Origin of the sequence: Bacillus sp. SKDU12 (genome assembly GCF_010093085.1) — a bacterium.
Lineage (GTDB): Bacteria > Bacillota > Bacilli > Bacillales > Bacillaceae > Bacillus > Bacillus mexicanus.
This window is the reverse complement of the sequence record NZ_MSRC01000019.1, coordinates 1-25,913: the sequence shown is the minus strand read 5'-3', so window position 1 is coordinate 25,913 and position 25,913 is coordinate 1. Positions and strand designations below refer to the sequence as shown.

The following is a 25,913-nucleotide window of genomic DNA, read 5'->3' as shown; positions in this document are numbered from 1 at the left end:
AGATTCCGTCTTGAGAGTTTTTAGAAGCCATTTCTAAACCTCTGATTTGTCCTCTCATTTTTTCAGAGATCGCAAGACCTGCTGCGTCATCTCCCGCACGGTTGATGCGAAGACCTGAAGAAAGTTTCTCCATGTTCTTTTGGCTAGCACCGTTGTTTGAACCTAAACGGTTTAATGTGTTAAGTGCTGCGATATTGTGGTTAATTCTCATTTTCTATTACCTCCATGTATGTTATTTGAAACCAAAGACTTCCTTTTCTTTGATTCCTGGCGTATGAGATTCCAGTTTCACTTATGTAGACCCTGTCACAGATTACTTTTAATCCCTTAACAGGACTTTTCTGCTTCATATGGGAACCTTCATCCACCCTTCATTTCATATATCGACAGCATTTTGTAAATGTTTAGGTGTTTTTCCAAAGAAATTTTATCCACTTATAAAACTAACCAATCACAAAGATATTATTTTCCATAAAAAAAGCTTGTCTGCTAAGCCCAAGAATGGACTTGCGACAAGCTCCCTCTGAAAAGAGGGTTTTAAGATGTTGCCGTTTCTTTCGCTTCCAAGAGCGATGTCATTCGTTTTTTGTCACGCTCCATAACAGGCTTCAAATAGCGGCCTGTATACGACTCTTCGACTTGAGTAATTTCTTCGGGCGTTCCCGACGCGACAATAGTGCCGCCCCCGGCTCCGCCTTCCGGCCCCAAATCGACAATATAATCTGCTGTCTTAATAATATCAAGATTATGCTCAATGACCAGCACAGTATCCCCGTTGTCAACCAAACGCTGAAGCACGACAAGGAGTCTGGCGATATCATCGACGTGCAAACCTGTCGTTGGCTCATCTAAAATATAGAGCGTACGTCCTGTTGAACGTTTGTGCAGCTCAGATGCGAGCTTCACACGCTGCGCCTCCCCTCCTGACAAGGTTGTTGCCGGCTGGCCGAGTGTAATATAACCTAAGCCGACATCATAAAGGGTTTGGAGCTTGCGCTTGATTTTCGGGATATTTTCAAAGAAAGCAAGAGCATCTTCAACTGTCATATCAAGTACATCAGAGATGCTTTTCCCTTTGTACGTCACTTCGAGCGTTTCCCGGTTATAGCGTTTGCCGTGGCATATTTCACACGGAACGTACACATCAGGAAGGAAGTGCATTTCAATTTTAATAATTCCGTCTCCGCGGCAGGCTTCACACCGCCCGCCCTTCACGTTAAAGCTGAAACGGCCTTTTTTATAGCCGCGGACCTTCGCTTCATTTGTCTGTGCGAATACATCGCGAATGTCGTCAAACACACCGGTGTATGTCGCAGGATTGGATCTCGGCGTTCTTCCGATTGGCGCCTGGTCAATGTCTATGACTTTGTCCAAATGATCCAAGCCTTTTATTTCTTTATGGCTGCCAGGCTTTGCTTTCGCTTTATGAAGCTTTTGCGCCAGCGCCTTGTGTAAAATTTCATTGATAAGGGTACTCTTCCCTGAGCCGGAAACCCCTGTAACCGCTGTGAACGTTCCAAGCGGAAACTTGGCATTCACTTTTTTTAGATTGTTTTCTGCAGCGCCTTTTATCTCAATGTAACGGCCGTCCGGCTTTCTTCTATCAGGAGGCAACGGGATGAACTTTTTCCCTGATAAATAGCTGCCAGTCAATGAATCTGGATCTTTCATCACTTCTTCCGGCGTTCCCGCAGACATCACCTGTCCGCCGTGAATACCGGCTCCCGGCCCAATATCGATTAAATAATCGGCTGCCATCATTGTATCCTCATCATGTTCAACAACAATCAGCGTATTCCCAAGGTCTCTCATATTTTTCAAGGCACTGATCAATCGGTCGTTATCACGCTGATGCAGGCCGATTGACGGCTCATCTAAAATATAAAGCACACCGGATAGGCGTGAGCCGATTTGCGTTGCCAGCCTGATACGCTGCGCCTCTCCCCCGGATAATGTTCCCGCTGCCCTGCTCAATGTCAGATAATCAAGGCCGACTTTATCCAAAAAGCTTAAACGCTCCACAATTTCGCGCAAGATCAAATTGGCAATCTGCATATCCTTCTCAGAGAGGGTAAGATCTTTGAAAAAAGTAAGTGCGTCGGTTACAGATTGCTCGGTAATTTTTCCGATGTGGCGGCCGTCAATCAATACGGCAAGCGCCTCTTTCTTTAACCGGTAGCCTTTACATGTCGGACAAGCCTTCTGAGACATATACTGTTCCATTTGCTCACGAATGAAATCAGAGCTTGTCTCCTTATATCGTCTTTCAATATTGCGCAAGACGCCTTCAAATTGAATGTCGCCTTCACGTATTTGCCCAAAGTCATTTTCATAACGGAAATAAATCAAATCATCTCCGCTGCCATACAGCACTTTATCCAGCTGATCCTTCGGCAGCTCTTTTACCGGCACATCCATATCAATCCCGTAATGAGTGCAAACCGCGTTAAGGAGCTGCGGGTAATATTGCGAGCTGATCGGTGTCCAAGGAGCGACCGCATTCTCCTTTAATGATAATTCTTGATTGGGGATGACGAGATCCGCATCCACTTCAAGCTTCATTCCAAGACCGTCACACGTCGGACATGCGCCAAAGGGGCTGTTGAACGAAAACAGCCGCGGTTCAAGTTCGCCAATTGAAAATCCGCAGATCGGACACGCGTGATGCTCACTGAACATCAGCTCTTCCTCACCAATGACATCAATCATAACCCGCCCTTCACCTAAGCGAAGCGCCGTTTCCAATGAATCTGACAGACGGGCTGACACGCCTTCTTTCACCACAATCCGGTCAATAACAACCTCTATCGAATGCTTTTTATTCTTATCTAATTCAATATCATCAGAAAGCTCAGCCATTTCACCGTCAATTCTGACCCTTACATAGCCTTGCTTTCTGATCTGGTCCAGCACTTTGACATGGGCGCCTTTGCGGCCTGAAATAATCGGGGCCAAAACCTGAAGCTTCGTCCGTTCCGGATATTCCAAAATTCTGTCCACCATTTGCTCAATGGTCTGTGACGTAATCTCAATCCCGTGCTCTGGGCAGTGAGGCTTCCCTACTCTCGCATACAAAAGACGCAAATAATCATAAATCTCAGTCACTGTGCCGACGGTAGATCTCGGATTTCGGCTCGTTGTTTTCTGATCAATGCTGATGGCGGGAGACAACCCCTCAATCGCATCAACATCCGGCTTATCCATTTGGCCTAAAAACTGGCGTGCATAAGCAGACAGCGACTCAACATATCGTCTCTGCCCTTCTGCATATATGGTGTCAAAGGCAAGGGAGGATTTCCCTGACCCGGACAATCCCGTAACAACGACAAGCTGGTCTCTTGGAATCGTTACATCTATATTTTTCAGGTTATGCGCCCTTGCCCCCTTCACCTCTATCCGATCCATAGCCATTTGTTCATCATCCTTCCGCTTTTAGCTCTAAAAGTAAATCGCGAAGCTCCGCGGCTCTTTCAAAGTCAAGCGCCTTGGCGGCTTCCTTCATTTCATGCTCCATCTGTTCAACGACTTTCTCGCGTTCTTTCTTCGTCATCTTCGACAGCTTCGGCGCGACTTTTGTTTTGTATTCCGCTTTATCCTCAGCTGCTACTGTCGCACGAATCACATCGCGAATTTCCTTATTGATTGTTTGCGGCGTAATGCCGTGCTCTTCATTAAACTGCTCCTGCTGCTCGCGGCGGCGTTTAGTTTCATTCATCGCAATTTCCATAGATTTCGTTATTTTATCGGCATACATAATGACGCGGCCTTCAGAGTTCCTTGCCGCCCGTCCGATAGTCTGAATCAGCGATCGTTCTGAACGAAGGAAACCTTCCTTATCCGCATCCAAAATCGCAACAAGCGACACTTCAGGAATGTCGAGCCCTTCCCTCAGCAGGTTGATGCCGATAAGCACATCATGCTTGCCAAGACGAAGATCGCGAATGATCTCAATCCGTTCAAGCGTTTTAATCTCTGAATGTAAGTAGTTTACTTTTATGCCGATTTCCTTCAAATAATCGGTCAGGTCCTCTGACATTTTCTTCGTCAAGGTTGTGACGAGCACCCTTTCATTCCGCTCTATCCTCGCTTGTATTTCGCCAATCAAATCATCAATCTGGCCTTCGATCGGACGCACATCAATAAGCGGGTCAAGAAGACCGGTCGGACGAATGATCTGCTCGACCATTTCATCCGTGTGCTCAATCTCATACGCTCCTGGCGTTGCTGATACATACACGATATTGTGCATATGCTTTTCAAACTCTTCAAAACGGAGCGGACGGTTATCAAGCGCTGATGGAAGACGGAAGCCGTGATCCACGAGCACCTGTTTCCGAGCCTGGTCTCCGTTAAACATACCTCGCACCTGAGGAATGGTCACATGCGACTCATCCACCACGATCATGAAGTCATCAGGGAAATAATCAAGAAGCGTATAGGGCGTTGAACCAGGAGGCCGAAGCGTCAAATGCCTTGAATAATTCTCAATGCCGGAGCAAAAACCCATTTCCCGCATCATTTCAAGATCATATCTTGTCCGCTGCTCTAAACGCTGCGCTTCAAGCAGTTTGCCGTTTTCATGCATAACCTTCAGCTGTTCATCAAGTTCTTTCTCGATATTTAGAATCGCTTTCTCCATTTTCTCGGCCCGCGTAACGAAGTGGGATGCCGGGAAAATCGCAACATGATCACGGTCGCCGAGAATTTCTCCTGTCAGGGCATCTACTTCTCGGATCCGTTCGATTTCATCCCCGAAAAATTCAACTCTTATACAGTGTTCATCACGGGATGCTGGGAAGATTTCCACTACATCTCCGCGCACACGAAATGTACCGCGCTGAAAGTCGATATCATTGCGGGCATATTGGATGTCTACAAGCTTTCTGAGCAGCTCATTGCGCTCGATTTCCATTTCAGGCCGCAAAGACAAAACCATTTCTCGGTATTCTTCTGGCGAACCGAGACCATATATACAAGACACACTCGCAATAATAATGACATCTCTCCGTTCAAACAAAGAAGATGTGGCGGAGTGCCGCAATTTATCAATTTCATCATTAATGCTTGCATCTTTCTCTATAAACGTATCCGTTTGAGGCACATACGCCTCCGGCTGATAATAATCATAGTAGCTGACAAAATACTCGACAGCGTTGTTCGGAAAAAATTCCTTAAACTCACTGTAAAGCTGTCCGGCGAGGGTTTTATTATGGGCAATTACAAGCGTCGGCTTATTGACTTCTTTAATCAAATTGGACACTGTAAATGTTTTTCCCGTTCCTGTCGCCCCCAGCAGAGTCTGATGCTTCTTGCCCTCCTGAATCCCTTTTACAAGTTTTTCAATGGCTTTCGGCTGATCTCCTTGGGGCTGATATTTCGAGACTAACTCAAAGCGATCTTTCACAAAATAAGCCTCCGTTTCTTTAACGAAATCTTCCTATAGTTATAGTAACACAATGGAATACAAAATCACTAAAAACACGAACTAAAGTTCGGTGGTTTTTTATTTCCAGCTGTTTTCATGTATAAAAAACCTGCTTTTAAAACGTAAAAGCAGGAATCCAGTCTTTATATTCATTATGCCCGATTTATTCCTCTTTTTTCTCAACAGCCTTTTTGGCCATATACAGTCCGCCCGCAACAAGAGACACAATATCCAAACCTACAATAAAATACGTTTCTGTATAGCCTTTTAAATAAGAGGCAAACAACAATGCAGCTGTTAGAGCGATCGCCACATAATGATTAAAGGTAACTCTTGTAAATAGTACAACAAGCATAAAAGGGAAAAACAATGCAAAAACGGCTTTTGTAATCAACAAAAACCCTCCTCAGGGATTCTTCATCTGATCTGATTATAGTAAAAAATAAAGAATCGAACAATCATGCAATCGTTCCCTCTTTCACACCATACCCTTTTTCAGCCAACATCAATCTTGAAAATATAAATGTATCACCCGAATGAGTATTGCCAGATTTTAAAAATAAAAGAAAAATAGGTATACAGAACCATTCCATCTGTATTTTCCGTGATAATGTAACCGACTTAACTATTCACTTTATTTAGGCCTTTCTGCGTTTGACAGAATTTTCCTGAAAATTTACAATTGGATGATAGTGTTTACTATCATTTTTTAAACACAGGCTCCATCATAAAAACTAGAGAGAAAAAACAAATGAAGGAAAGAGGGGTTTTAGATATGTATTCTGTCATATTTCGCCAAGCAGAAGAATCCAGCGAGCTTGCTGGAGCAAAAGGCATGAACTTGATTAAACTGACCAGGCACGGTCTTCCTGTTCCGAACGGGTTCGTTATTCAGACGAATGCACTCGCACGCTTTATGGAGGATAACCAGCTCCATGAGACAAGCGAAAACATCGAAAGCAGAATTATCACAGGCGTATTTACTGAAGAACTGAAACATGAGCTGACAAGTTCCTTTTACGAGCTGAGAGAATCATACCAATCCGTTGCCGTGCGTTCTTCATCTGCTTCGGAGGATTTAGAAGGCGCTTCATTTGCAGGTCAATATGAAACCTACTTAAATATCAAAACAGAAGAAGAGTTTTTAGCTAAAGTGAAAGAGTGCTGGGCTTCATATTTTTCAGGCCGAGTGAGCAGCTATAAGAAAAAAATGAACAATCAAATCGCAGAGCCGTTAATGGGCGTTGTCGTTCAGGGGCTGATTGAGTCAGAAGTGTCAGGTGTTATTTTCAGCCGCAATCCTGTTACCCATAATGATAAAGAGCTATTAATCAGCGCCAGCTATGGTTTGGGGGAAGCTGTCGTTTCAGGAAGTGTCACTCCAGACACATTTATAGTCAATAAATCTTCCTTTGAGATTCAGAAAGAAATAGGCGCAAAGGAAATCTACATGCAGTCTGCGGCAGAAGGAATTGCTGAAAAAGAAACAAGTGAAGATATGAGAAGCCGTTTTTGCCTTACAGATGAACAAGTGATTGAACTGGCTGAAATCACGAAAAAAACTGAAGACCTATACGGATATCCGGTCGATATCGAATTCGGAATCGCTGATCATCAAGTATACCTTCTGCAAGCTCGTCCGATCACAACCATTGAACAGGATAAAAAAGCAGCAGAGGAAAAACGCAGCTTCATGATTACAGACGCTGATATGGATGATTTCTGGATCAACATGGAGTCAAATATTGAAGGCCCGGTAAGTCCGTTATTTTCATCATTCATTGTACCGGCCATGGAATATGGCTTGAAGAAAAACATGCAAAAGTTTCCGCTTGGCGCGGTCGCAGAAGAAGTGAAGCTTTATCGCGGGCACATTTACTCCAAAAACCAAGGCGGGCATCATCCTGATGAGAACTGCGGCAAAGAGATTTTCCCGATATTATCAGAGCGTATGTATGACATCATCAACCACACATACCTTCCATTTTACGAGACGCTGGATCAGCTCGCACAAACGGATCATACTGCTGAAAGCGCGCTTGATGCTTTTAGAAAGTTAAAAGCCTTTTATCTCACAGCTTACGATAAGCATTTCAATATTGTTTTTCCGCATATGCTTCTGACAAACAAATTGCAAGCGATGTACCAGCGCATTCAAGGAGAATCCGAAACCGCTCATTTTTACGAAATGCTGACAGGAAAAATGAACAAATCACTGGAAACTGACCGTTGTCTGTGGCTCTATTCGGTTAAAGTACAGGAAAACCCAAATCTGCTACCCATTTTTGAAAGCGCTGAACCGGAACAGCTCCAGGAAAAATTGGAACAAACAGATGAGGGCAGACACTTTCTCAAGAACATCCATGAGTTTTTACAGGATTACGGGTGGAGATCTGTAAAAAGCCATGATTTAATTGAACAAATCTGGGCAGAAAATCCGTATTTTGCACTGGCCAATATTCAAAATTACGTCCGTAATGGCTATCATTTTGACAATGAATTTCAGAAAACAAAAGAAAAACGAGAGACATTATACCATGACTTCTTGAAAACCATAGAGGATCCTAATGTACGCGACGAATTTGACCGGTATTATCAGTGGACACTGAACTCTGCAAATATAATGGATGACCATCACTTTTATATTGATGCCATGCTGGATGCCAAGGCGAGAGTCTTTCTGCTCAAGGTAGGTGAATTGCTGGCGAAAAACGGGGTCATTCAAGATCGGGAAGACCTTTGGTTCTTGTATGATGATGAAGTGGAAAACGCGCTTCTTCACCCTGTATCCCTGCAAGAAAAAGCTGAAAAACGCAGACAGGACTTTCACGAGTATGAGATTGCCAAAGCACCTGCCTACCTCGGTACTCCGACAAAAGAACAGCTCAAAATTGCTGAAGAAATTGTCGGCGCCGTCATTGAGGATGAAAAAAATACAGAGAATCACATTTTTGGCATCGCAGCATCAAGCGGTATCGCCACAGGTCCGGTAAAAATCATTCGGGATGCCAGTGAATTTTCTCAATTCGCGTCTGGGGACATCCTCGTTTGCAAAATGACCACACCACTATGGACCAGCTTGTTTCAAGATGCCAAAGCGATTATTACAGACACAGGCGGCATTTTGTCACATGCTGCGATCATTGCCCGAGAATATGGCATTCCTGCCGTTCTTGGCACACGTACAGCAACAGAAAGACTTCGAAACGGTGACATCGTTACTGTGGACGGAAGCAGCGGCAGCATTACGGTCGTCAGCAGAGCCTAATGCGCCCTCCCTCTTTCTGATACAAGCAGGACAGGTGTATACTTGTCCTGCCAGTATATTCGTGAGGTGAACGTATTGAGACCGACAAACAAGAGAATTCTTGACGCCGCCATGCAACTGCTCGTCAAAAAAGGCTACCGCGCAACGACGACAAAAGAAATTGCAGAAAAAGCAAATGTCAGTGAAGCGACGATTTTCAGGAATTTTAAAAACAAACAGGGACTAGTTGAGGCTTTGCTTTCTCAGCATTCTCCAAACAGAAGCAGCATTTTGGAACAAACAGAAGGCGATTTGTACAAAGACATGCTTCATATCGGAACCTGTCTCTTGGAGGAGCTCCAACAAAAAAAAGATATTATTAAAATCAGCTTTCGTGAACCGGCCATGTTTCAGGATATCATCAACCACGTAACAGAATATCATCAATTTATGAAACAGCTATTGATTGATTATCTCAAATCAATGGGCGAAAAAGGGGTGATTCAAACTGGAGATGAAGCGGAGCATGCCGACGTATTCATGTCGATCATTTTCGGTTATTTTATCCATCGTCTCCATTTAGAAGACCGGGCGGCTTCAATGCCTCAGAAAAAAATGCTGGAGCATAGCACAGCTCTATTTGTCAAAGGAATTTCTTGATGAACTCCTTGGCATTACAAAAAGGAGGATCCCAATGAGTTCAAGAAAAGAATGGGCGCTGATCGTCTCACTATTATTAGGGGCCATCCTCGCACCCATTAACTCAACGATGATCGCGGTCGCGCTCTCATCTATATCTCATACGTATAACGAGTCCATCGCAAGCATCACTTGGGTGGTTACCGTTTATTTAATCGTAATGGCAGTCACACAGCCGATTGCTGGAAAACTCGGTGACATGTATGGCAATAAAAAAATGTACTTATGGGGTGTCGGCCTTTTTCTTATCGCTTCCTTAGGCTGCGCACTCTCACCGAGCCTAGTGCTGTTGATTGTCTTTCGGGCGTTGCAGGCTGTTGGAGGCGCACTGCTTACGCCAAACAGCATCGCCATTATCCGTCACGTCGTTTCTGAAAAACGCCTGCCGAAGGTGTTTGGTTTCTTCGGACTTGGCGCAGGACTTGGGGCAGCACTCGGCCCTTTCATCGGCTCTTTGCTGATTGATAGCTTTAGCTGGCATTCGATTTTTTGGGTCAATATCCCATTTCTCGCGATTGCTTTATTTGCGGCATTAACGATGTTCCCTCCATATAAAGAAAATAAATCTAACGCGCCGCTGGACATCATCGGCTCTCTCTTGCTTGCAGGCAGTATTGTTTCGATTATCCTGCTGACGAAAACTGAGGCTTCATGGGGCTATGCAGTATACAGTGTATTCATCCTTCTTTTTGTCCCGCTTTTTTTCAGGAGAGAAAAACGCACACAGCATCCAATTATTGATTTTACACTGTTTAAAAGCTCGACCTTTACAAATGCCAATCTATCAGTCTTATTAAGCAATTTAATGATGTATGCCGTCTTATTGATCATGCCGTTATTCATGACGAGCCAATTCGGGCTCAATACGTCTAACAGCGGCATGGCGCTCTCTGTATTTTCAATTTTCATGTCGGCCAGCAACTGGGCGGGCGCCCAGCTTCACCACAAATGGGGAGCAAAAAAAATCATTTTTCTTTCATTTGCGATGATGGCGGCAGCGAATCTATTATTTTTGTTATTAAGCAGCTCGCACTCGGTCTTATTCCTGATGATTTCTCTCATTCTGGGAGGGCTCGCATCCGGAGTCGGTCTGACCAGCATGCAGGTGTCATCCCTCGCCACGGTAGACCCCGGCATGTCAGGAGTAGCATCCGGCATTTTCTCGACCTTCCGTTATTTTGGAAGCATCATTTCATCGGCCTTGATCGGTCTGATTTCGGGATATCACACCCTATTTATCATTCTCTTTGCTGTCTCCATCATTGGCATTTTTGTCTCATTAGGCATCAAATCGGATGAAACGGCACAGATGAAAAAAAACTCAGCGTAACACAAAACAGCCCGGCACCACATCTCTTTGCGGTGTCGGGCTGTCATTTATGATCCTGACAAAGCGGCTGCTTCGTCTTCACGGTCATCCTTTACGAAAAGGATACCCAATTCATGATGTTCTCCCTCATACGAAGCTCTTTGATCAAAACGAATTTCTCCATTCAAACCTATAATTTCCAGCTTCACATATGCACGGTTAAGCTGAAGTGCTTCATAAAAATCAGATACGTTCTTAACAGGTATGCCATTGACTTTCGTAATGATTTCCCCGATTTTTAATTCCAGATCTTCAGCCGGCGTATTTGGTATAATCCCCAGCACCATTAAGCCTTGATCACGTTTTGAAAAGTAAAACGGAGCAGCGTTGTCATTCACCCGTTGCTTAATGGACAGAAAAATGCGTCCTGCTACAGCCACACAGACAGCTGCACCCGCAAGCGGCGTCCACCATAAGCTCCCTGCACCGAGAGCACTAACGGCAAGGCCGAGAATGCAAACCCGTTTCGCTGTGATCCTTATGCTCGTCTCAGGCAGCGATCCCTGCACCCTTTGTCCGAATCCGACAAAGTAAGGAATCCACAGAAAATGGAACGACCCGCCGGGTACAGTAAACACAGGCCACCAGCTAAGATGCGATTCTAATCCGTTACCGGGTACGAGAAGAAACAGCGGCAAAAGCCATATCCGGTTTGCCAGCTGCTGTCCGATCGGCAAACCGCGGCTGCTTACGACAAGTGCCGGTGATGTTCTCACATGTGCGGAGCGAAAAGCAACCGCTCCTTCAATGATCATTAATAAACCTAAAAACACAGCCATAGCCGGCCAAACGACTGCAAATCCTTGCGGAAATCTCTCCAGAAAAGGCTCCGCCTGATACAATTGCAGTCCGAAACCTATCAGCATACTCACGCCGACGATATATGCAGCAGACATCCAGTTTGCGCGAAGAGTAAGCGCTGCTGCCGCAGTGATAACGGCAATAATCGCAAGTAAACCCAGAGGTATCGAGATCCCGAGTACACCTAAAACAACTGACAAAAGGAGACCAGGGATCAGTCCCTTTGTATAAGTAAATTTCAAATCATCATAAATATCTGCTATTTTTGTATGAAAGGTTTTCCGTTCCCGTTTGATTCTTACATAGCCGAAAGCAAGGCTTATGATGATAAAAAACCAGAATAACGGGTGTAAGAAGAACAATCCCGCACTTTTTAACAGTTCAATTCCCCATTGAACAGACACTATCTTTCACCGCCTCAAGCCAAACATGTTACTCATATTCTATCAAATATTAAATGGCTTGGATATCCTCAGGAAGGTTTAATTCTCTTGCGCCATCCACAGCGTGACATTCGATAGGGAAAAATCCTTTAAATAATGGTTCACATCCACATCCAATAACCCGCTAATCAGGTGCATCGATCTTTTTATATCTGTCAGATTGATCCCTAATCGCTTATGGTTTTTCATTAAGTAATTAAAATAATGCTTGGCACATTCTTCATTGATGTCATTTACTGATTCAATATTGGTGTAATTGACCAAATACCTACTGAACAGCATAAGAAGACTTAGTGCTTTTGTAGATGAAAATGTTACGTCTTGTGTTCTGTCTTTTAATTGTTCAACTAATTCATAATATTTTTTTTCACGCACAATACTTGCCCTCTTCAATTGTGAACCCCCATTTTCTTTATACAGATAAAGCACGGGCCAGTATAAGCAGCAGTACTGGCGTGCTATAACAAGCATTCTCGTTAACATTACTCTTCAATACCTGTTGTTCAGCTGCCATAAACCTGATTACTGTTCTTTTTAGAACCTTCTTATATTGTATGAAGTAAACAAAGACTAGGCAACTTGCAAAAGTTTCATTTTAAATGCATATTATCTCGTTAGAAAGTCTCTCTCATATATTGATATCGGGTAATCACGGTCCTTTATAAATGTTTATTTGTGAAAATTTTTTAAATTTCTTGTTAAAAACTGATCTTTTATATTACTTATGACTCATCTTATCGTTAAGTATAAAGAAACAGGAGATGGAATACCATCTCCTTTAATTGGAAAATAATGATTTCAGCGCTGTTTGGAGCTGTAAGTCATTTTTTTCATCAGATTTTTTCTTTTCTATCAGCTGATTTAGTGTCTCTGCAGTGCGAGTGTCGATTACACCTGTTTTATCCAGTTTGTTTTGATCTTGAAAGGCCATGACTGCTTTTTTCATATCATTGCTGAAATAACCATCGTCACGTCCCGGATCAAAGCTGAGACCTTTTAATAAGACTTGGGCATGTTTGACATCTTCATTGTTCATATCCACTTTAAGCGGCTCTTTCAGCTGCAGCGGCCCTGCAGAAAAATAGTCAGGCTGCTTAATCGCAATGGTCGGTTCAATCCCTTTCTTATGAATCCAATTCCCATTTGGCGTCAGCCACTTGTAAAGCGTCAGCTTAATATTGCTGCCGTCTCCCATCGGAACAGCCTGTTGCACCGTTCCCTTGCCAAAAGAAGTATCACCTACAACGTCATAATGCCCTGCCTCCTTTAATGCGCCGGCAAGAATTTCTGAAGCGGAGGCACTTCCTTTATCTGTGATCACATTGACAGGATATGCTTTTTTATGGGCCAATGTTGAAAAGTAACGTTTTTTATCTCCATTGCGTTCAGCAATCTGAATATATGGGTGATCCTTAGTGACGAAGCGCTTAAGAATTTCTTCCACACTTTGAAGATACCCGCCCGGATTGCCGCGTACATCAATGACAAGGCCTTCAATTGCTTTTTTCTCCAGATCTCCCAGCGCTTTTGCAAAATCCTCAGCCGTATGCTCAGAAAAAGTAGAGATGGCGATATATCCGACCGAATGCCCCTGCACTTTTTTCTTTGAAGCAAAAACTGTTTCAAGCGGGATCTCAGCTCTCTTGATCCGGAATGACAGCTGCTTCTTCGTACCAGGCCGCTGAATCTTCATTGAAACGCTGGACCCTTTCTTCCCTCTTATTTTTAACACAGCGTGATTTAAATCTTTGCCGGCCATCGGTTCTCCATTGATGCTGATAATTTCATCATTAGGCTTGAGACCGGCTTTTTCTGCTGGCGATTTCTTAAATGGAGAAACAATAATCATTTTGCCGTCTTGCATTCCAACCTCAGCTCCGATGCCTTCAAACGAGGAATCAAGAGAATCAGAAAATTGCTTAGCCGTCTGCTTGTCCATATAGACAGAATAAGGATCATTTAGCGTAGACAGCATTCCTTGGATTGCTCCCTCTAGGAGCTTCTCTCTATCAACTTTTTCTACGTATTCATTCGAAATTAGCTCATATGCTTTTTCGATTTTGTCCATAGCCTTATCCCGTGTAGAATTAGCTTGTGCCGCCGCAGGAACAGCTGCAGCCTGAGGCTTATCCATCTCAAGCAGGTTCATTCCCGCATATACACCGGCGCCCCCGAACAGCATGCTTCCCGCTGCTATCAAAGCCATTATTTTTTGATTCATCCTTTACTCCTCCTGTATGCCAAACTGTCTTTATCAAAAACCTAGAGATAGTATATGTAAAGGATGGAGATTTCATGTAATCATAGAAGAAAAAGAAGACAAAAGAAAAGCCCTCCCGGAAGCGGGACGGCTTTTTTCTCTTTATACTCGCAGAAACTTGCGGATGGAAGTCAAACTTCCCCATACCCCAATTACGGCACCGATTGCAACCAGCACTAACGAAACTTGGAATACAAAAGGATTATAAGGAAGAAGAGAGACAAACGATCCTTGAACTTTCGGAACGACCCATCCGATGACATATTGATAAGTGCTCAGCACCAGTGCGATCGGAATGACTGAACCGAATACGCCAAGCAGCAATCCTTCAAGGAAAAACGGCCAGCGGATAAACCAGTTCGTCGCGCCAACAAGCTTCATGATCTCAATTTCTTTTCTTCTTGCGAAAATAGTAATTTTAATGGTGTTGGAAATTAAGAACATTGCCGTAAATACCAGGCCGACAATTAAAGCAATCCCGATGTTGCGGGAAACACCAACCACTTTAAACAAACGGCTGACCTCTTCTTTTCCATAAGAAACTTTATAGACATGATCCATTTTTTCAATCTTTTTCGCCACATTCGGCGTATCATGCGGATCTGTCGTTTTTACGACAAATGCGTTATTAAGCGGGTTTTCCTGATCCTTCATCGTCAAGGATTTTCCGCTCTCGCCAAAGCTGTCAACCAGCTGGTCAAGCTCTTTTTCTTTAGAGGAAAAAGAGACACTTTCAATGCCTTTCAGATCCTTAATATCGCTCTGCAGCTTTTCTTGCGCCTTCTGATCTGCAGTCAGATCAATCAGCACTTTGATTTCGACTTGTTTTTCTGCATTCGAAGCCATGTTATTCAAATTCAGCATAATTACTAAAAACACGCCGACTAAAATCAGTGTAACAGTTACAGCACTAATGGATGCAAACGTCATCCATGTGTTTCTCCCGAGAGATTTAAAACTCTCACGCAAGTGGCGCCCGAGAATTTTAATCATACGAACCATACTCCCCTCTTGACTCATCACGCACAATGATACCATCTTCAATTGCAATGACACGTTTCGTAATGGTGTTTACAATTTCTTTGTTATGTGTCGCCATCACAACTGTTGTCCCGCGGTTATTGATTTCCTCCAGCGTCTTCATGACTTCCCAAGACGTATCAGGGTCAAGGTTTCCTGTAGGTTCATCAGCAATGACTACATCAGGGTTGTTCACAATTGATCTGGCAATAGATACACGCTGCTGCTCTCCGCCTGAAAGCTGGTCAGGGAATTGTCTCGCTTTATGCTTCAGCTGCACGAGATCAAGCACTTCAAGCACCCGCTTCTTAATGACAGACGGCTGTTCTCCAATCACTTCAAGGGCAAACGCCACATTTTCAAAAACAGTAAGTTTTGGAAGAAGCTTAAAATCCTGAAAGACCACACCTATTTTACGGCGCACGAATGGAATTTCTTTTTCTTTAATTGCAGCAAGATCTTTATGATTGATTAAAATTTGTCCTTTTGACGGTTTTTCTTCTCTGAATATCATTTTAATAAATGTAGATTTACCTGCTCCGCTCGGACCGACAACATAAACAAACTCGCCGGGATGAATAGTAACCGAAATCCCATTGATCGCTTTTACGCCGTTCGGATAGGCCTTGTATACTTCTTTCATCTCTATCATGAAATCACCTAATCTTTTATATCATTTTATCTATCACACGGTCATACTCTTCGAACTCATTCGACTATTTATGACCTATTCATTTGTAAAAAGATGAAAAATCTGAAAGTTACATTTTTCAATACACTTCATTATACGTCAAATTTAGACATAATACTATTACAGTTTCTTTTCATTCTTATTGTCACGCATAAAAAATCCTTGCCTCACTGTGGGGCAAGGATTTTCCTATCTTATTTTTTTTCTGACAGCCAATTGGCAATAACGGCGGCTTCCTTATCATTTACAAGCCCCTTCGGCATATTGCCGCGGCCGTTTTTAATAATACTTTCAATTTTGTCTTTGTCGTATTTGCCTCCGACCTCTTGAAGGTTAGGCCCTGACACACCTTCTAAATCTTTGCCGTGACAGCCTACACAGCTTTGCTGATATAATTCTTCCCCTTCAGCTGCAGAGGCTTCAGTCTTGCTGCTGGTGTTAGTTTTTTCTTCTTTGGCATCATTTGAACCGCAGGCAGCCAAGAGAACAGAAAGCGCAAATACAAGCATTAATATCGATAACTTTGATTTCATGTTGAAAAGCACAACTCCTTTACGATCTCTCCCATATTATAACCTCGTTTAAGCGCGTTTGAAACCCTCGCCAAGCACCTCACTTGCATCGGCCACTATCACAAAAGCTGACTCATCAATTTGTTTTACGATTTGTTTCAATTTGGTGAATTCAGTTTGCCCAACCACACACATTAAAATCGGGCGGTCATCATCAGTATATCCGCCGACCGCGGAAATTTTCGTCACGCCCCTGTCAATCTTTTGTAAAACAGCTTCCTTGACAGCCTGCTCCTGTTTTGTGATAATAAGCGCCATTTTTGACCGATTGAAGCCGACTTGAACGACATCAATTGTTTTGCTGGATACATAGACGCCAAGCATTGCGTATAAACCTTGCTCAATATTAAATACGATCATAGCCGTCACGACAATTAATCCGTCAATGATGGCAAGACACGTCCCCAATGACAGACCGGAGTACTTATGAATGATCTGTGCAGCCAGGGCTGTACCTCCCGTAGAACCTTTTCCTAAATAGACAATGCCAATTCCGATACCGATACCCACGCCGCCAAATATCGCCGCTAAGAGCTCATGATGGGTGGCGGGCTGAATATCTTTTGTCAAAAACACAACAAGCGGCAAAAACACAGAACCCGCAAGCGTCTTCAGTCCAAATTTCCCCCCGAGTAAAATCACACCGGCAATAAATAAAGGAATATTAATAATCCATTGTACATATGCTGCTTCAAAACCATAAGACTGCAAAATCGTGCTGATTCCGCTGACACCGCCTGCAGCAATCTTGTTTGGAAGCAAAAATACATTAAAGGACACTCCTGTAATCGCTGCTCCTATCAGTATGTATATATAATCCCGTATCACTCGATATGTTTTATTCTGTACACCCATCATATATCCTCCGTTTCTTCCTATGCTCTCCGATAGCATTTTAATCCTTCCATGATTAGATGTAAATAACACCCAAATGAAGTGGTAATATGCTAAAGCAGCAATGAAAGTAAGGATATGAAGAAATGAAAAAACACACCTAGAAACATAGGTGTGTTTTTCTCCTTATGATAGCTTAGAGCGCAGGTAGGCATCAATAAATGTATCAATGTCTCCGTCCATTACCGCTTGAACGTTCCCCATTTCTGTATTGGTCCGATGGTCTTTTACCATGGAATACGGATGGAATACATAAGAGCGGATTTGGCTGCCCCAGCCGATTTCTTTTTGTTCACCGCGAATTTCATCCAGCTCTGCCTGCTGTTCTTCAATTCTGCGCTGATACAGCTTGGCCTTCAGCATTTTCATGGCTCTTTCACGGTTTTTAATTTGTGAGCGTTCCGTTTGGCATGTCACGACCACATTCGTCGACAAGTGAGTAATCCGAACGGCTGAATCCGTCGTATTGACGTGCTGTCCGCCCGCTCCGCTTGCACGGTACGTATCAACTTTAATATCCTCCGTACGGATATCAATATCAATCTCGTCGTTAAATTCAGGCATAACTTCACACGATACAAATGAAGTATGACGGCGGCCGGAGGAATCAAACGGAGAAATCCGCACGAGACGATGGACACCTTTTTCTGCCTTCATATATCCGTAAGCGTTGTGGCCTTTAATCAGCAGCGTAACTGACTTAATTCCAGCCTCATCTCCCGGAAGGTAATCGAGCGTTTCTACTTTAAATCCGCGGCGTTCAGCCCATCTCGTGTACATTCTGAGAAGCATAGAGCCCCAATCCTGTGACTCTGTACCGCCCGCACCAGGATGCAGTTCTAAAATCGCGTTATTTTTATCATACGGCTCACTGAGAAGAAGCTGAAGCTCAAACTCATTGAACTCTTTGGTTAATGATTTTAGCTCTTTTTCAAGCTCAAGCTGAAGGTCTGAGTCCGGCTCTTCTTTTAAAAGATCATGAGTCATTTGCAATTCTTCATGCGATTCACTTAGTTTATTATACGAATTGACGTAATCCTTTAAACCGTTTGCTTCATTTATGACTGTTTGCGCTTTCTGCTGATCATTCCAAAATTCTGGATCAGCCATTTGTTCATCTAGCTCAGCAATGCGGGCCTCCTTTGATTCGAGGTCAAAGAGACCCCCTAAAGTCCGCTAAACGAGAAGCCATATTTTCGAGCTCTACCCTAATTTCTGATAATTCCATTCCGATTCACCTCATTGAAAGATCCGCGGACGCCTGCAGGCGCCGCGGTCAATAAACTTGCCTGAGCGAACTATTCAGTCCGGCCGCAGCAATTTTTATATTTTTTTCCGCTTCCGCAGTGGCATGGCGCATTACGGCCAATATCAACCACTTTACGAACCGGTGCTTTCTTTGCTTTTTTGTTATCGTCGCCATCTTGCGGCTGATGAGCCGTTGTTTGGCCTTGGACTACCTCTTCACGCTCAAGATTGTTTTCAATCTCAGCTTTCATCACAAATTTTGCGACTTCGTCCTCGATTGATTCAATCATATGCTCAAACATCGCAAAGCCTTCCATTTGATACTCACGCAGCGGGTTTGTTTGCGCATAAGCTCGAAGGTGAATCCCTTGGCGAAGCTGATCCATCGCATCGATATGGTCCATCCATTTTGAATCGACGGCGCGAAGCACGATGACTTTCTCAAATTCGCGCATTTGTTCTTCGCCGAACTTTTCTTCTTTTTCATCATATTTAGTCATAATGCGGTCCATGATGAGCTCTTGCATTTCATCCGGCTCTTTGCCGAAGATATCGCTCTTTTCAAGCGCGCCTTCGTCAAGGTAAGTCGTGTTGACAAGCTCAACAAGACCGTCAAGCTTCCATTCCTCAGGAAGCTCTTCCCTTGGCGTATAAGCTGCAATTGCACGTTCGAGAGAAGACTGAATCATATTTCCAACGATTTCACGCAGGTTTTCTGATTCAATGACTTCAAAGCGTTGCTTATAAATGACCTCACGCTGCTGGCGAAGTACATCATCATATTGCAAAAGCTGTTTACGCGAATCGAAGTTATTGCCTTCAACGCGTTTTTGTGACGATTCAACCGCACGGGATACCATTTTGCTTTGAATAGGAGTAGAGTCATCCATGCCGAAGCGGTCAAGCATCGCCATTGTCCGCTCAGCTCCGAATCTGCGCATCAATTCATCTTCCATAGAAAGATAAAATTGGGTGATCCCCGGATCTCCCTGACGTCCAGAACGTCCTCGAAGCTGGTTGTCAATCCGGCGGGATTCATGTCGTTCCGTTCCGACAACCGCAAGGCCGCCAAGCTCTTTTACACCTTCACCAAGCTTAATGTCTGTTCCGCGCCCCGCCATGTTTGTCGCAATCGTAATTGCGCCTTTTTGGCCGGCTTCTTCAATGATCTGCGCTTCACGTTCGTGGTTTTTGGCGTTTAACACTTGATGCGGAATCCCTTTGTTTTTCAGCAGCTTAGAGATCAATTCTGATGTTTCAACCGCAACCGTACCGACAAGCACAGGCTGTCCCGTCATGTAGCGCTGTGCGACATCCTCAGCAACCGCCTTAAATTTCCCTTCCATTGTGCGATAAATTAAATCCGGACGGTCGTCACGGACAACTGGCTTGTTAGTAGGAATCGTAATAACCTGCATGTTGTAAATGTTACGGAATTCTTCTTCCTCTGTCTTAGCCGTACCCGTCATACCGGCAAGCTTTTCGTACATCCGGAAGTAATTTTGGAACGTAATCGTCGCCAAGGTCATGCTTTCGTTTTGAATTTCAAGCCCTTCCTTCGCTTCAATTGCCTGGTGAAGCCCCTCACTGTAGCGGCGGCCTTTCATCAGACGTCCCGTGAAGGAATCAACAATAACAACCTGTCCGTCTTCCACTACATAGTCAACGTCCTTTTGCATCGCCACATGGGCTTTTAAGGACTGGTTGATATGGTGGTTGAGCGCGACATGCTTCACATCAAACAAGTTATCGATGCCGAATGCTTTTTCCGCCTTCGTCATTCCTTCTTCAGTAAGCTGAACAGCTTTTGTTTTAATATCATACGTATAATCCTTCTCCGCTTTTAACGTGCGGACAAAAGAATTTGCCTGTACGTACAGCTTAGTGGATTTCGCAGCTTGTCCAGAAATGATAAGCGGTGTTCTCGCTTCATCAATTAAAATCGAGTCAACTTCATCTATTACCGCAAAATGAAGCGGACGCTGAACCATCTGCTCTTTATAAAGAACCATATTGTCACGCAAATAGTCAAAGCCAAGCTCATTGTTTGTAGAGTAGGTAATGTCAGCAGCATAAGCTTCGCGTTTTTCTTCTTTTGACATTGAGTTTAAATTCAAGCCGACAGTCAGACCGAGAAACTCGAAAATTTTCCCCATCTGCTCAGCATCACGGCTGGCTAAGTATTCGTTGACAGTGACGATGTGTACGCCTTTACCTGTTAACGCATTTAAATAAACAGGCAGAGTAGAGGTTAACGTTTTCCCTTCCCCTGTTTTCATTTCCGCGATATTTCCGTCATGAAGCGCCACACCGCCCATGAGCTGGACTTTAAACGGAAACATGCCGGTTACGCGGCGTGAAGCCTCACGAACAACCGCGAAGGCTTCAACAAGGAGATCATCAGTTGTCTCCCCTTTTTCAAGACGCTCTTTAAATTCAATCGTTTTATGTTTCAGCGCATCATCAGAGAGATTTTCATAGTCTCCGCGAATCGCATCAATATCGTTAGCTATTTTTTCGTATCTATTCAGCGTACGTTTTGTTGGATCAAACATTTTATTTAAAATTCCAAGCATTTATAACGCTCCTCTATCATCACATGTCTGGTTTGCGGTCATGTGTAAATAATTTACTAGTCCATGTATACCTCTCATTATCATATCATACCTTTACTTATTTCCAAAGAATTTGCAAATAAGAAAAAACAAAAACCTTCCGCAGTCATCACGGAAGGCTTCTTGTCATTATTCAGTCGGTTCAATCAAGCCATATTTCCCATCATTTCTGCGGTATACGACATTCGTAAGATTTGTTTCCGCATTTGTGAAAACAAAGAAATTATGGCCGAGCATATTCATTTGCAAGATCGCTTCTTCACTGTCCATCGGCTTTAAATTAAAGCGTTTCTGACGGACGATATCCAAGCTCTCCTCATCTTCTATTTCATCCTGAACCGCAATATCTGTATCAGAGCCAAGACCATTCGCCAATAAATGCTTTGGAGATCCCTGCTCACGGAATTTGCGGTTTACTTTCGTTTTATGCTTGCGGATTTGACGTTCCAGTTTATTTGTTGCGAGATCAATTGCGTTGTACATATCCTCGTTATGCACCTCAGATCGAAGCGCCAGATCTGTCATCGGAATCGTAACTTCAACTTTAGACTCCTTGTCGTTGTAAAACTTCAAGTTGACGTTCACATCAGCATTCACGTTATGGTCAAAATAACGCTCCAGCTTGCCGATTTTCTTCTCGACATGATCCTTTAACGCGGGTGTCACTTCAATATTTTCTCCTCTGATGTTGTAGTTCATCAAAGAACGCCTCCCTTTTATTAAGGATATGTATCTAATTCTTCTTTACCCTTCACAATTCCTGTTGAAACATTAACTTTTTGTGAATATTCAGTGAAATTTGTCGAATTATATTTATATTTCCTGCTGTATTGGCGGTTCGGAGGTATATGTATATGCTGATTGAAAGAAACAAATACCTCACACTCGCCTAATTGATGACAAAGGGTGCCATACATTGATGAATAGACCTCATCCATTGTCTATAATGAATCAGAAAATGTTCTTCTAAATACTCACAGAATGTATGAGAGGGAAAAGAAAAAGAGACCAATTGATCAAACTCCGCAAAAATTTGGTCAAATGCTTTAATACAGATTTCAGCACATTGCGTGTCCATAATAGTGAGCAGTGTTGAATGTGTTGAATCCAAATAAAAAAAGGCTTGGATCAGATCTTGATAGATCCGATCCCCTTCTGTTTTTGACAGGTTCTGTTCAGCCTCTATCAAATAACACAGCCCTTCTTCAATAGTGAAAAGAAGATGATAGTAAGCTGATAAAAGCGCATAATCTTCAATGCTCTTCAAGACACTCACCTATTTACGCTTGTCATAATATCTGCCGTCAATCGTGATGTTGTTATAAGGATTTAAATATGTTGTATGCATCGTCCGTTTTCTTTTCATTTTCTGAAGTTCGCCTGCGATCGACTGCTTCAGCCTTTCCATTTCCTTTACAATGAACTGATCCCAGGTCAGGATAAGTTTCATCTGCTCTTGCTCCTCTTCTGAAAGCGGCAGAGAGATCTCCTGAATCAGTTCAGACCGTTTCGTCACAAAGTCTTCAATTTGCTTTAAAAGTTCATCGCTTTCCGGTGTATCTTGTATGTGTGACAGCATGCCCTTCGTCTCAGTGTATAGCTGCTCTATGTTATTCATGCCATTCCGCCTGATCCGTGCCGGTCCTTCCGTTCACTTTGAATGGCTTGTTTCCATGCATCGCGTAAATCTGTCACATAGCCTTCAACCTCAGCCAGCATACTTGTATCATTTTTGATATTTGCCTGCACCAATCTTCGATACATGTAATCGTACATCGAACCCATTGAAGCAGAAAGCTCTATGTTACGGTTCAATGTGAAATTTAATTCCTGGATGATATTTTGCGCCTTAATCAGATTTTCATTTTTGCGTTCCATATCATCATTTTCAATGGCCTGAGATGCTAGTCTTATAAATTTCAAACAGCCATTATACAGCATAAGCGTCAGTTCACCAGGTGTAGCGGTATTTACTGAATTTTGCTGATAGGCTGCATAAGGATTTTGGATCGCCATGTGTCATCCTCCAAATTACATTTATTGTACAAGAAGCTGTGATAAATAGGACGATTGTTCGTTCATTTTTTGAATCGCAGAATCCATTGCACTGAATTTTTTATAATAGCGATTTTCAACTGTGTTCAATCGGTCCTGCATGTTGATGATATCTGTGCTAATCGTGTTTAGATTTTTACCGATTGAATAGTTATTCGTCCCCATTGTCGAGTTGCCGGCTTTTGCTTCAATGCTTTTCACTGTGCTTTTCAGTGTGTCACCGATGCGTTTCATAATTCCTTTTTCATTATAAGCGCTGCTGCTCGATCCGTTTGTAAATAAGGCGGCAACACCTTCGGGATCTTCCTGTATTTTCGCTTTCAGTTTTTCTTCATTAATCTCTAAATGTCCCCGCAATTGGTAAGTGCTTGAGGTTGTGATGCCAAATTCAGTCAATTGATAATTTTTTCCGTCTGCTGATACTTGAGAATAAAAATCTGTTCTCATTTGGTTCGTACCACCGCTTATGCTGGCATCATTTCTCAGCAAACCGCTTTTCGCTTTCTTTTCCCAGAGTTCTACCTCTTTATCGGACATGGCTTCTTTTTGTTCACTTGTCAGCGGTGTATAGTCTCTGTATTTTTCTTCTTGCAGCTTTTCATTCATGCTGTCAACCAATTCATTGTATTTGTCTACAAAATCTTTAATTTGGTTGTAAATCCCGTCTACATCAGTAGAAACAGCTGTCGTAACAGGGCCTGTGGCTGCAGTTGTATTTTTGATCGAGTAGGTCACGCCATTAACTGTGAAATTGTTTGTCAGCTTCTCCATTTCAAAGCCGTTGATGGTGACTTTTGCATTTGTTCCTTCTTTATAAGCAGTGAGCTTATTATCAGCGTCCAAAGAAAATCCAAGCTGACCAGACATAAAATCAGCTGTAGCCGAGTCAGCTGCCTGTATGCTGCCTCCTGCGCCCGTTTCTTTAGAAGAAAACGCAATCGTTTCTATATACTCAGTACCATTCCAAATTTTATCTTTAAATGCCGATACCTTTAGATCTGATTTGTTAATTTTAGAAATCACATTATCAATCGTATCAGTACTTGCCACACTAATGTTGACTGTTTTTGCCGTTGTCTCGCCAGGCGCCGTAACGTTAAATGCCAAATTATAATCACCTTGCGTATATCCTGTATAATGATCAGCTTTATATGTTGCCGCTGTTGCCAAGCTTGCTACTTCAACGGTAGAAGAAGAGTTCGGCGCACTTACGGTTCCTGTGGCTGTTAATACAGAATCATTTGAGCTTGTCACGGTTTTGTTCTGATACGTACTCGGATATGTCAATGTATTTTTAGACATATAGTCTTGCATCTCTTTTATTTTTGTATTTACTTCTCGATAGCTGTCACGCTGCCATTCAAGAGTCTGTTTTTTTTGATTCAGCCTGTCAAGCGGCGCTTTTTCTGTCTGCATCAGCTTTGATACGATATCATCTATATCCATTCCTGAAGCCAGGCCTGATATTCTTGTAACCATTTTCAACCACTCCTCATCTACTTTTTTTCATCCACAAATAAGCCAAGATATTCAGTCATAGCCGCATAAAAATCAAGCCACCGTTTTGGCGGAATTTCACGGATGACTTCATTTGTAGAGTCCTCTATTACTTGTACATAGTATTCATTTAACTTCTCATGAAGCTCAAACTTCAGGTGAACTTGCGAAGGTTCCAAAAGCTTGTTCATTTCCCCTACCATTTCAGCAAGATTAGACTGTGAAACTTGATGAACAGGAACCCCACTCTCATGATCTTTCTGATTATGTATTTGAGTATCATATCGATCCCAAACAGGTTGTAACGTAGTGAGCCTTTCAATGTTCAATTGATCATCCCCTATGCCCCAATCTACAGTTTATATCGACTGAGTCGCGATATTATTACACATATTTTTGGAAAAAAACTCATCTGTTTTAGAATTCTTGTTTTGGTCATACATTTATAAAAAGTTAGTAGAGAATCCAGTTATTATATCATGAGTTAGTAATAGCTTGGAGAATGATTCGAAGTTAGAAATATAAAAGAAAAGACCCCAGCAAACGCCAAGGTCCTTTTTAAAATTAACGTAACAATTGAAGTACGTTTTGCGGCTGTTGGTTTGCTTGAGCAAGCATTGCTTGAGAAGCTTGAGAAAGAATGTTGTTCTTTGTGAACTCGCTCATCTCTTTCGCCATGTCAACGTCACGGATACGAGATTCAGCAGCTGTCAAGTTTTCACCAGAAGCGCTTAAGTTGTTGATTGTGTGCTCAAGACGGTTTTGTACCGCACCAAGTTTAGAACGTTGGTTAGAAACTTGTTTAATAGCACCGTCAACGATGTCTAATTGTTGATCAAATGTAAGAGTCGGTGTAGCAGCAGCAAATTGTTTTACATCAATGTCAGAAACCGATTGGCCAGTTACAAGAGTTCCATCAGCTTGAGTTGCACCAAGCTTGTCAGATGACATCGCTTCAATGTTTACATCTAATTTTTGTGCTTTGTTTGCACCAATTTGGAAAGTTAGAGTAGCTGTGCCATTAGCGAAATCACCATTTAACAATTTTTTACCGTTAAATTCAGTACGATCAGAGAT

General features: G+C 42.9%; 22 protein-coding genes and 1 pseudogene. 3 read left to right on the top strand and 20 right to left on the bottom strand.

The window, feature by feature from the left end:
* The 4 genes and pseudogenes from BTW01_RS17160 to BTW01_RS17145 all read right to left on the bottom strand — a co-directional run.
* A pseudogene (locus BTW01_RS17160) lies at positions 1-211 on the bottom strand (flagellin); the annotation flags it as partial.
* Between the two features lie 326 nt (positions 212-537).
* Entirely contained in the window at positions 538-3,411 is a 2,874-nt protein-coding gene (gene uvrA / locus BTW01_RS17155) for an excinuclease ABC subunit UvrA (protein ID WP_162104194.1), read from the bottom strand.
* A 7-nt stretch (positions 3,412-3,418) separates the two neighbouring features.
* The gene (gene uvrB, locus BTW01_RS17150) at positions 3,419-5,404 is read right to left on the bottom strand and encodes an excinuclease ABC subunit UvrB (RefSeq protein ID WP_162104193.1); all 1,986 of its coding nucleotides are present in this window, start codon (positions 5,402-5,404) and stop codon (positions 3,419-3,421) included.
* 184 nt (positions 5,405-5,588) lie between these two features.
* A complete protein-coding gene (locus BTW01_RS17145; protein ID WP_162104192.1) occupies positions 5,589-5,819 on the bottom strand; it encodes a CsbA family protein in 231 nt (76 codons plus the stop codon).
* A gap of 381 nt (positions 5,820-6,200) precedes the next feature.
* Between BTW01_RS17145 and BTW01_RS17140 the strand changes: the two genes are divergently transcribed.
* From BTW01_RS17140 to BTW01_RS17130, 3 genes are all read left to right on the top strand, one after another.
* A complete protein-coding gene (locus BTW01_RS17140; RefSeq protein WP_162104191.1) occupies positions 6,201-8,693 on the top strand; it encodes a PEP/pyruvate-binding domain-containing protein in 2,493 nt (830 codons plus the stop codon).
* A 75-nt stretch (positions 8,694-8,768) separates the two neighbouring features.
* Complete coding sequence (locus BTW01_RS17135) at positions 8,769-9,332, top strand: TetR/AcrR family transcriptional regulator (RefSeq protein WP_162104190.1); 564 nt, start codon at positions 8,769-8,771, stop codon at positions 9,330-9,332.
* 34 nt (positions 9,333-9,366) lie between these two features.
* The gene (locus BTW01_RS17130) at positions 9,367-10,701 is read left to right on the top strand and encodes an MFS transporter (protein WP_162104189.1); all 1,335 of its coding nucleotides are present in this window, start codon (positions 9,367-9,369) and stop codon (positions 10,699-10,701) included.
* A gap of 47 nt (positions 10,702-10,748) precedes the next feature.
* Here BTW01_RS17130 and minJ read toward each other — a convergent pair whose 3' ends face one another.
* From minJ to BTW01_RS17050, 16 genes are all read right to left on the bottom strand, one after another.
* The gene (gene minJ / locus BTW01_RS17125) at positions 10,749-11,945 is read right to left on the bottom strand and encodes a cell division topological determinant MinJ (protein ID WP_162104188.1); all 1,197 of its coding nucleotides are present in this window, start codon (positions 11,943-11,945) and stop codon (positions 10,749-10,751) included.
* A gap of 78 nt (positions 11,946-12,023) precedes the next feature.
* Positions 12,024-12,377, bottom strand: coding sequence for a swarming motility protein SwrAA (swrA, locus tag BTW01_RS17120; RefSeq protein ID WP_162104187.1), 354 nt, complete (start codon positions 12,375-12,377; stop codon positions 12,024-12,026).
* Positions 12,378-12,762: 385 nt separating this feature from the next.
* Positions 12,763-14,205 (bottom strand): carboxy-terminal processing protease CtpB, encoded by a 1,443-nt coding sequence (gene ctpB, locus BTW01_RS17115; RefSeq protein WP_162104186.1) that lies wholly within the window; start codon positions 14,203-14,205, stop codon positions 12,763-12,765.
* A 141-nt stretch (positions 14,206-14,346) separates the two neighbouring features.
* Complete coding sequence (gene ftsX / locus BTW01_RS17110) at positions 14,347-15,237, bottom strand: permease-like cell division protein FtsX (RefSeq protein ID WP_162104195.1); 891 nt, start codon at positions 15,235-15,237, stop codon at positions 14,347-14,349.
* Positions 15,230-15,916 (bottom strand): cell division ATP-binding protein FtsE, encoded by a 687-nt coding sequence (ftsE, locus tag BTW01_RS17105; protein WP_162104185.1) that lies wholly within the window; start codon positions 15,914-15,916, stop codon positions 15,230-15,232. Before ftsE ends, ftsX begins: the two co-directional genes overlap by 8 nt.
* Positions 15,917-16,149: 233 nt before the next feature.
* Complete coding sequence (gene cccB, locus BTW01_RS17100) at positions 16,150-16,488, bottom strand: cytochrome c551 (RefSeq protein ID WP_162104184.1); 339 nt, start codon at positions 16,486-16,488, stop codon at positions 16,150-16,152.
* Between the two features lie 48 nt (positions 16,489-16,536).
* On the bottom strand, positions 16,537-17,382 hold the full coding sequence (locus BTW01_RS17095) for a YitT family protein (protein ID WP_202923615.1): 846 nt from the start codon (positions 17,380-17,382) through the stop codon (positions 16,537-16,539).
* Between the two features lie 165 nt (positions 17,383-17,547).
* Positions 17,548-18,649, bottom strand: a protein-coding gene (gene prfB / locus BTW01_RS17090) for a peptide chain release factor 2 (RefSeq protein WP_162104182.1) whose coding sequence is annotated in 2 segments (ribosomal slippage) — positions 17,548-18,576 and positions 18,578-18,649 — 1,101 coding nt in all. Because the reading frame shifts where the segments join, the coding sequence is not laid out codon by codon here.
* Positions 18,650-18,719: 70 nt separating this feature from the next.
* On the bottom strand, positions 18,720-21,245 hold the full coding sequence (secA, locus tag BTW01_RS17085; RefSeq protein WP_162104181.1) for a preprotein translocase subunit SecA: 2,526 nt from the start codon (positions 21,243-21,245) through the stop codon (positions 18,720-18,722).
* Positions 21,246-21,413: 168 nt separating this feature from the next.
* Positions 21,414-21,983: a ribosome hibernation promotion factor gene (hpf, locus tag BTW01_RS17080; RefSeq protein ID WP_162104180.1), complete on the bottom strand. Its 570-nt coding sequence runs from the start codon at positions 21,981-21,983 to the stop codon at positions 21,414-21,416.
* Between the two features lie 190 nt (positions 21,984-22,173).
* On the bottom strand, positions 22,174-22,551 hold the full coding sequence (locus BTW01_RS17075; RefSeq protein WP_162104179.1) for a hypothetical protein: 378 nt from the start codon (positions 22,549-22,551) through the stop codon (positions 22,174-22,176).
* A 9-nt stretch (positions 22,552-22,560) separates the two neighbouring features.
* The gene (locus BTW01_RS17070; RefSeq protein ID WP_162104178.1) at positions 22,561-22,902 is read right to left on the bottom strand and encodes a flagellar protein FliT; all 342 of its coding nucleotides are present in this window, start codon (positions 22,900-22,902) and stop codon (positions 22,561-22,563) included.
* A complete protein-coding gene (fliS, locus tag BTW01_RS17065) occupies positions 22,899-23,300 on the bottom strand; it encodes a flagellar export chaperone FliS (RefSeq protein WP_162104177.1) in 402 nt (133 codons plus the stop codon). The genes BTW01_RS17070 and fliS overlap by 4 nt, the downstream gene beginning before the upstream one ends.
* Before the next feature lie 21 nt (positions 23,301-23,321).
* Positions 23,322-24,818: a flagellar hook-associated protein 2 gene (locus BTW01_RS17060; protein WP_162104176.1), complete on the bottom strand. Its 1,497-nt coding sequence runs from the start codon at positions 24,816-24,818 to the stop codon at positions 23,322-23,324.
* A 17-nt stretch (positions 24,819-24,835) separates the two neighbouring features.
* A complete protein-coding gene (gene flaG / locus BTW01_RS17055) occupies positions 24,836-25,165 on the bottom strand; it encodes a flagellar protein FlaG (protein ID WP_162104175.1) in 330 nt (109 codons plus the stop codon).
* Between the two features lie 235 nt (positions 25,166-25,400).
* Positions 25,401-25,913 (bottom strand): flagellin (locus BTW01_RS17050; protein WP_274379705.1); only part of this gene is annotated, 513 nt, incomplete at its 5' end.